Raw genomic sequence first — 1,286 nt, forward strand, 5'->3', positions numbered from 1 at the left:
AGATGTGGCTGCGCAAATCTGAACAGCTGGGATAAGTGGATTTTCCGCGCAACAGCAGCATGATGCTGCAAGCGAGGAGATGACCATGACAAGACGACCGCGCCGGAATCACAGCCCGGCATTCAAGGCGAAAGTGGCGGTGGCCGCGATCAAGGGCGAGAAGACGCTGATCGAGCTGGCGCAGGATTTCGACGTTCACCCGAACCAGATCAAGCAGTGGCGGGACCAGCTGCTCGAGGGCGCAACGGGGGTTTTTGGCGAAGCGACGAAAGCCACGCCTGAGCCGGTGATCGACGTGAAGACCCTGCATGCGAAGATCGGAGAGCTGACGCTGGAGAATGATTTTTTGTCCGGCGCGCTCGGCAAGGCGGGTCTGTTGCCGAGCGCAAAAAAATGATCAATCCCACCGCCAAGCTGAGCGTCAGCCGCCAAGCGATCATGCTGGGGATCAGCCGGGGCAGTGTCTACTACACGCCCCGCCCGGTGTCGGACGCCGATCTGAAGCTGATGCACCGGATCGACAAGCTGCACATGGAGTTTCCCTTCGCGGGCAGCCGGATGTTGCGGGGCCTGCTGGTTCAGGATGGCTTCAAGGTCGGGCGACTACATGTTGCCACGCTGATGAAGCGCATGGGCATAGAGGCGCTATACCGCAAGCCGAACACCTCAAAACCGGCGCCGGGGCACAAGATTTACCCCTATCTGCTGCGCAAGCTGCCCATCACCCGTCCCAACCAGGTCTGGGCGATGGACATCACCTACATTCCCATGGCGCGCGGGTTCATCTACCTCGCGGCTGTGCTGGACTGGTTCACCCGCCGGGTCCTCGCATGGCGAATATCGATCACGCTGGAAGCCGATTTCTGCGTCGAAGCGGTGGAGGAGGCGCTGGCGAAACACGGCATGCCCGAGATATTCAACACGGATCAGGGTAGCCAGTTCACCTCGACCGACTTCATCAAGGTGTTGGCCGCCCGTGAGATCAAGATCAGCATGGATGGCAAGGGCGCCTGGCGCGACAACGTCTTCATCGAGCGTCTGTGGCGGAGCATCAAATATGAGGAGGTCTACCTGCGGGCCTATGCCAGCGTGTCTGAGGCCCGTGCCGGGATTGGCCAGTATCTAACCTTCTACAACAGCGGACGCCCACATTCATCGCTTGACGGCAGAACCCCCGATCAGGCCTACTTCAAACCGCCGGCGTCCGAAGCGGTAGCGGCATAACCAATGCGGAAATCCACTTAGAAAACGCCACGTAGCTGTTCAGACAAACCGAACCACCTCTT

At 59.7% G+C, this 1,286-nt stretch carries 1 protein-coding gene; it reads left to right on the forward strand.

Going from position 1 to position 1,286, the window contains the following annotated elements:
- Positions 1–85: 85 nt before the first annotated feature.
- A protein-coding gene (locus C6W92_RS17450; RefSeq protein WP_241691209.1) for an IS3 family transposase occupies positions 86–1,224 on the forward strand; the annotation gives its coding sequence in 2 pieces (ribosomal slippage) (positions 86–349 and positions 352–1,224; 1,137 coding nt in all).
- Positions 1,225–1,286: the final 62 nt, after the last annotated feature.

This window comes from Roseovarius sp. A46, from assembly GCF_004126395.1.
In the GTDB taxonomy this organism is placed as follows: domain Bacteria; phylum Pseudomonadota; class Alphaproteobacteria; order Rhodobacterales; family Rhodobacteraceae; genus Roseovarius; species Roseovarius nitratireducens.